At 62.7% G+C, this 6,515-nt stretch carries 7 protein-coding genes; all 7 read left to right on the top strand.

Annotated elements, in window-relative coordinates:
* The 7 genes from MFF34_RS03415 (at window position 1) to MFF34_RS03445 (ending at window position 6,204) form a co-directional block, all read left to right on the top strand.
* On the top strand, window positions 1-1,008 hold the full coding sequence (locus MFF34_RS03415; protein ID WP_033702118.1) for a sulfate ABC transporter substrate-binding protein: 1,008 nt from the start codon (window positions 1-3) through the stop codon (window positions 1,006-1,008).
* Between the two features lie 186 nt (window positions 1,009-1,194).
* Window positions 1,195-2,013: a sulfate ABC transporter permease subunit CysT gene (gene cysT, locus MFF34_RS03420; RefSeq protein ID WP_012274724.1), complete on the top strand. Its 819-nt coding sequence runs from the start codon at window positions 1,195-1,197 to the stop codon at window positions 2,011-2,013.
* Window positions 2,014-2,025: 12 nt separating this feature from the next.
* The gene (gene cysW / locus MFF34_RS03425; RefSeq protein ID WP_027592263.1) at window positions 2,026-2,898 is read left to right on the top strand and encodes a sulfate ABC transporter permease subunit CysW; all 873 of its coding nucleotides are present in this window, start codon (window positions 2,026-2,028) and stop codon (window positions 2,896-2,898) included.
* Between the two features lie 3 nt (window positions 2,899-2,901).
* Entirely contained in the window at window positions 2,902-3,891 is a 990-nt protein-coding gene (locus tag MFF34_RS03430; RefSeq protein WP_027592264.1) for a sulfate/molybdate ABC transporter ATP-binding protein, read from the top strand.
* A 373-nt stretch (window positions 3,892-4,264) separates the two neighbouring features.
* A complete protein-coding gene (locus MFF34_RS03435; RefSeq protein ID WP_238210255.1) occupies window positions 4,265-5,038 on the top strand; it encodes an energy transducer TonB in 774 nt (257 codons plus the stop codon).
* Window positions 5,039-5,078: 40 nt separating this feature from the next.
* A complete protein-coding gene (locus MFF34_RS03440; protein WP_099430730.1) occupies window positions 5,079-5,801 on the top strand; it encodes a MotA/TolQ/ExbB proton channel family protein in 723 nt (240 codons plus the stop codon).
* A gap of 1 nt (window position 5,802) precedes the next feature.
* Window positions 5,803-6,204 (top strand): biopolymer transporter ExbD, encoded by a 402-nt coding sequence (locus MFF34_RS03445; RefSeq protein WP_027592267.1) that lies wholly within the window; start codon window positions 5,803-5,805, stop codon window positions 6,202-6,204.
* Window positions 6,205-6,515 lie beyond the last annotated feature (311 nt).

A 6,515-nucleotide genomic window follows, 5' to 3' on the forward strand; every position in this document is an offset into this window, starting at 1 on the left:
ATGTCCATCCGCCGTTATGCGCTCGCCGCCCTGGCCAGTGCTGTTTTTGCCGGTTCCGCAATCGCCAAGGACTACGAACTGCTGAACGTGTCCTATGACCCGACCCGTGAGTTGTACCAACAGTACAACGCCGAATTCATCAAGCACTGGCAGCAGTCCCACCCGGACGACAAGGTGAAGATCCAGCAATCCCACGGTGGCTCGGGCAAACAGGGCCGCGCTGTAATCGATGGCCTGCGCGCCGACGTGGTGACCCTGGCCCTGGCCGGCGACATCGACGAAATCGCCAAGCTCGGCAAGACCCTGCCGGACAACTGGCAGACCCGCCTGCCGGACGCCAGCACCCCGTACACCTCGACCATCGTGTTCCTGGTGCGCAAGGGCAACCCGAAAGGCATCAAGGACTGGGGCGACCTGATCAAGAAAGACGTCTCGGTCATCACCCCGAACCCGAAAACCTCTGGCGGCGCCCGCTGGAACTTCCTCGCCGCCTGGGCCTATGGCCTGAAGACCGGCGGTAGCGAAGACAAGGCCAAGGCTTACGTGCAGGAGCTGTTCAAGCACGTGCCGGTGCTCGATACCGGCGCCCGTGGCTCGACCATCACCTTCGTCAACAACGGCCAGGGCGACGTCCTGCTGGCCTGGGAAAACGAAGCCTTCCTGGCGCTGAAGGAAGACGGTGGCGCAGACAAGTTCGAAATCGTCGTGCCGTCGCTGTCGATCCTGGCCGAGCCACCGGTGGCCGTGGTCGACAAGAACGCCGAGAAGAAGGGCAATACTGCGATTGCCACCGAATACCTCAAGCACCTGTACAGCCCGGCTGGCCAGAAGATCGCCGCCGAGAACTTCTACCGCCCACGTGACGAGAAGGTCGCTGCCGAATTCGGCAAGCAATTCCCGAAACTGGACCTGGTCACCATCGACAAGGACTTCGGTGGCTGGAAGACTGCACAACCCAAATTCTTCAATGATGGCGGTGTGTTCGACCAGATCTATCAGGCACAGTAAGCGGTTATGGAAAAGCGGGGCCGCTGTGCGGCCCATTCGCGGCACAAGGCCGCTCCCACAAGGAACCGCGCTCCCCTGTGGGAGTGGCCTTGTGCCGCGAATGGGCTGCACAGCAGCCCCAAGATTCAGAAGCCTGCACCGGCCCGGGATTGATTCCGGGCTTCGTGCGTTCAACCAGGGATACTTATGTCACGTCGTATTTCCCCCGTCATACCCGGCTTCGGGCTGACGCTGGGTTACACCTTGGTGTACCTCAGCCTGATTGTGCTGATTCCGCTGGCGGCCATGTTCATCCATGCCTCGCAGCTGACCTGGGAGCAGTTCTGGAACATCATCAGCGCGCCGCGGGTCATCGCCGCGCTCAAGCTGAGTTTCGGCACCGCCCTGTTCGCCGCCATCATCAACGGTGTAATCGGTACGCTGCTGGCCTGGGTACTGGTGCGCTACACCTTCCCCGGGCGCAAGATCATCGACGCGATGATCGACCTGCCGTTCGCCTTGCCTACCGCCGTGGCCGGTATCGCCCTGACGGCCCTGTACGCCCCGGCGGGCTGGGTTGGCCAGTTCGCCACCGACCTGGGCTTCAAGATCGCCTACACACCGCTTGGCATCACCTTGGCGCTGACCTTCGTGACCCTGCCGTTCGTGGTGCGCACCGTGCAGCCGGTGTTGGCCGACATCCCGCGTGAAGTCGAAGAAGCCGCCGCCTGCCTGGGCGCAAAACCGCTGCAGGTGTTCCGCCACATCCTGGCCCCGGCACTGCTGCCTGCCTGGCTGACCGGCTTTGCCCTGGCCTTCGCCCGTGGGGTGGGTGAGTATGGTTCGGTGATCTTCATTGCCGGCAACATGCCGATGAAGACCGAGATCCTGCCGCTGCTGATCATGGTCAAGCTCGACCAATACGACTACACCGGCGCGACTGCCATCGGCGTGCTGATGCTGGTGGTTTCCTTCATCCTGCTGCTGCTGATCAACCTGCTGCAGCGCCGCATCGAAACCCCTTGAAGGAGGCCGGCTATGTCTAGTTCATCCCTGAGCGCTACCGCCGCCGCCAATGCCGCCCGCCGTGGCAGCGCCACCTCGCGGCGCATCCTGATCGGCCTTGGCTGGCTGGTGTTCGCGCTGTTCTTGCTGCTGCCGCTGGTGATCGTGGTATCGCAGGCGCTGAAAAACGGTTTCGGCACTTTCTTCGAGGCGATCTTCGAGCCCGACGCTTTGTCGGCGCTCAAGCTCACCCTGTTTGCCGTGGCCATCTCGGTGCCGCTGAACCTGGTGTTTGGCGTCAGCGCGGCGTGGTGCGTGAGCAAGTACACCTTCCGTGGCAAGAGCGTGCTGGTGACCCTGATCGACCTGCCGTTCTCGGTCTCGCCGGTGATCGCGGGCCTGGTCTACGTGCTGATGTTCGGCGCACAAGGCCTGTTCGGCCCCTGGCTGCAGGACCATGACATCCAGATTGTGTTCGCGCTGCCGGGCATCGTCCTGGCAACGATTTTCGTCACTGTGCCATTCGTTGCCCGTGAACTGATCCCGCTGATGCAAGAGCAGGGCACCCAGGAAGAAGAGGCCGCGCGCCTGCTGGGCGCCAATGGCTGGCAGATGTTCTGGCATGTGACCCTGCCCAACATCAAATGGGGCCTGATCTACGGCGTGGTGCTGTGTACGGCGCGGGCGATGGGTGAGTTCGGCGCGGTGTCGGTGGTGTCCGGCCATATTCGCGGCGTCACCAACACCTTGCCGCTGCACGTGGAGATCCTCTACAACGAGTACAACCACGTCGCGGCCTTCAGCGTGGCCAGCCTGTTGCTGATCCTGGCGCTCTTCATCCTGCTGCTCAAGCAGTGGAGCGAGAACCGTATTAACCGCCTGCGCCATAGCGCTGCGGAGGAATAATTCATGTCGATCGAAGTTCGTAACGTCAGCAAGCGCTTCAACAGCTTCCAGGCCCTGGACAACATCAACCTGGATATCCACAGCGGTGAGCTGGTGGCACTGCTCGGCCCGTCCGGCTGCGGCAAGACCACCCTGCTGCGCATCATTGCCGGCCTGGAGACACCGGATGACGGCAGCATCGTGTTCCATGGCGAGGATGTGTCTGGCCACGACGTGCGTGATCGCAACGTCGGCTTCGTGTTCCAGCACTACGCGTTGTTCCGCCACATGAGCGTGTTCGACAACGTCGCCTTCGGCCTGCGCATGAAGCCCAAGGGCGAGCGCCCGAGCGAAAGCAAGATTGCCGAAAAGGTGCATGAGCTGCTGAACATGGTCCAGCTCGACTGGCTCTCCGACCGCTACCCCGAGCAGCTTTCCGGTGGCCAGCGCCAGCGTATCGCCCTGGCCCGCGCCTTGGCGGTAGAGCCTAAGGTGCTGTTGCTCGACGAGCCGTTCGGTGCCCTGGATGCCAAGGTGCGTAAAGAGCTGCGCCGCTGGCTGGCGCGCCTGCACGAAGATATCAACCTGACGTCGGTGTTCGTCACCCATGACCAGGAAGAGGCCATGGAAGTCGCGGACCGCATCGTGGTGATGAACAAGGGTGTGATCGAGCAGATCGGCTCGCCGGGTGAAGTGTACGAGCAGCCGGCCAACGACTTCGTCTACCACTTCCTCGGCGACTCCAACCGTCTGGCCTTGAGCGAAGGCCACCACGTGCTGTTCCGCCCGCACGAAGTGTCGCTGTCGCGCCATGAAACCGAAGGCCACCATGCCGCCGAGGTGCGCGATATCCGCCCGCTGGGCGCGACCACCCGGGTGACCTTGAAGGTGGAAGGGCAGAGCGAGCTGATCGAGGCCGAAGTGGTCAAGGACCACGACAGCCTGACCGGCCTGGCGCGGGGTGAGACATTGTTCTTCCGGCCGAAGGTTTGGCAGAAGGTGGCGGATATCTGATCTGCCTTTGAAGATGAAGAGCCCGGGCCCTATCCCGGGTTTTTTATTGCCTGGTGGATTGCTGGGGCTGCTTCGCACCCCTTCGCAGCACAATGCTGCAGCGCGATTCCCTGTAGGAGCAGCCTTGTGCTGCGAATCGAGGGCGCAGCCCTCGCAGCAATCTCATGCCTTACGCGAATATTTTGCATGCCCACAAAGCATCGCTAATCGCCCTCCAGCCCACAGCCCTCGAAATCCGTGGCTTTCACACGATCGCTCAAAAACAATATTCAATTAAGTTATAACCATAATTTTAAACATTACTTTAAGAGATAAGCCTCTGGCCCCGATGATTCAGCCACACACCTGAATCGAGACCCCAGGAGTTTGATCAATGGGTAAAGTCCAGACGGCCGTCAGAGCCTACGACCAGCCATGGCGCCCGGCACCGGGCGACCTGGTCGAGCTTGGACGCACGCTTCGTCTTCCGCTTGGCCAGCAGCGCCTGCAACGCACGCCTGCCAGCGGCCTCAAGCGCCGCGACAAGCTGGCGTTGGCGCTGCTGGTACTGGCGCTGCACGGCGCCGCCGCCTACTGGGTCAGCCAGGCGCCGACGCCTGAGCTGCCCGTGGTGCCGCCGCAGGTGCCACCCATGACCATCGAGTTCGCCGCCCCTGCGCCGCCCGTGGTCGAGCCACCACCCCCGGCACCCGCGCCGCCGGTAGTCGACGAGCTGGCCGCCAAGCCCAAACCGAAGCCAAAACCGATCCCTAAACCTGTGGTCAAGCAGGCGCCCAAGCCGCAGCCGAAGCCGGTCGAGGCACCGCCACCGGCACCTGTTGCAGCCCCGGCACCGCCAGCCCCTGCGCCACCCGCGCCGGCGCCGGTGACACCGGCTTCAGCCAACGCCGCGTACCTCAAGAACCCGGCGCCGGAGTACCCGCAGATGGCCCAGCGCCGCGGCTGGGAAGGCACCGTGCTGTTGCGCGTCGAGGTGTTGCCCAGTGGCAAGCCGGGGCAGATCCAGGTGCAGAAGAGCAGTGGCCGCGATGCCTTGGATGCCGCTGCGCTGGCTGCCGTCAAGCGCTGGAGCTTCGTTCCCGCCAAGCAAGGCGACGTGGCCCAGACCGGCTGGGTCAGCGTGCCAATCGACTTCAAGCTTCGCTAACGCATTTCACAGAATCAGCAGAACATAGGAAGACATCATCATGAGCCTGTTGGCATCCCCCCTCGAATCCGTTGAAAGCGCAGTCATCTGGCTGCTGGTTGGTTTCTCTGTCGTCACCTGGGGCCTGGCCCTGGTCAAGGTCGTGCAGTTCGTGCGGCTGAAGAACCAGGACAAACGCTTCCACCAGCAATTCTGGGCAGCCTCCAGCCTGGATTCGGCCGCCGAAATCAGCCATGAGCTACCTGGCCCAGCCGCCCGCGTTGCGCAGTCCGGTTATGCCGCTATTGCCGTCGGCGATACCACCCAGGCCAACGACCTGAGCCACGCCATCAATCACCAGGACCGCCTCGAACGCGCTCTGCGCCAGCAGATCGTCCGCGAGCGCCGTTCGCTGGAAACCGGCCTGGCGGTGGTCGCCAGTATCGGCAGTACCTCGCCCTTCATCGGCTTGTTTGGCACCGTGTGGGGCATCATGGAAGCGCTCAAGGGCATCAGTGCGGCAGGTTCCGCCAGCCTCGAGACCGTGGCCGGGCCGATCGGCGCGGCACTGGTGGCCACGGGGGTGGGTATCGCCGTCGCGGTGCCAGCGGTACTGGTTTACAACTACTTCCTGCGCCGCCTCAAGCTGACCGCAGCAGACTTGGACGACTTCGCCCATGACTTCTACAGCCTGGCGCAGAAGAGTGCCTTCCGGGTACTGGTGCACCCTGCCGTGCACAAAGCCCAGGCCGGTTTCACTCAGCCGGTGAAGGAGGCGTCCTGATATGGCCTTTTCGACCCAGGACAGCGACGAAGTCCTCAGTGAAATCAACGTCACGCCGTTGGTAGACGTCATGCTGGTGCTGCTGGTGGTGTTCATCGTCACTGCGCCGCTGCTGACCAACGCCATCCCCATCAACCTGCCCAAGACCGAGGCGGTGGCACCGGTGGAGCAGAAAGATCCGCTGGTGGTGAGCATCGACGGGGCTGGCAAGTTGTTCATCAACAAGGACGAGATCCAGCCGGACCTGCTGGAGACCAACCTCAAGGCGGCCAAGGCCAAGGACGCGGAAGTCCGTGTGCAGTTGCAGGCCGATGATGGCGTGAACTACGGCGAGGTGGCGCGGGCCATGGCGGCGATTGAACGTGCGGGGATCAGCAAACTGGCGGTGATTACCGCGCGCTGATTCGGCAATCCTCTTCAGGCAAGTGACTCTCTTTGAGCGCTTATGGGCCACATCTCTTGGCAGGGGTTGGCCCTTTTTTTTGGCCTGATGGATAGGTATTGGGCTACAAGGTGTTCGCCGGTGAATGTATAGCGCCTGTTAGATCGAGCGCCGCCCGCGCGGCGCTTCGCGGGGCAAGCCCGCTCCCACATCTGTTTCGGGCCAGTGATGCCTGTGCCATTTGCGCGCGACCGCCTTGTTGGTCCGACTCGATATCGTGTCAGCCGCCGAAGGTCCGCGCGCCCATGCCTCAGGAATAATTGGCCCGAAAC

The sequence above is a fragment of the Pseudomonas sp. PAGU 2196 genome, from assembly GCF_022179005.1.
GTDB lineage: Bacteria > Pseudomonadota > Gammaproteobacteria > Pseudomonadales > Pseudomonadaceae > Aquipseudomonas > Aquipseudomonas kermanshahensis.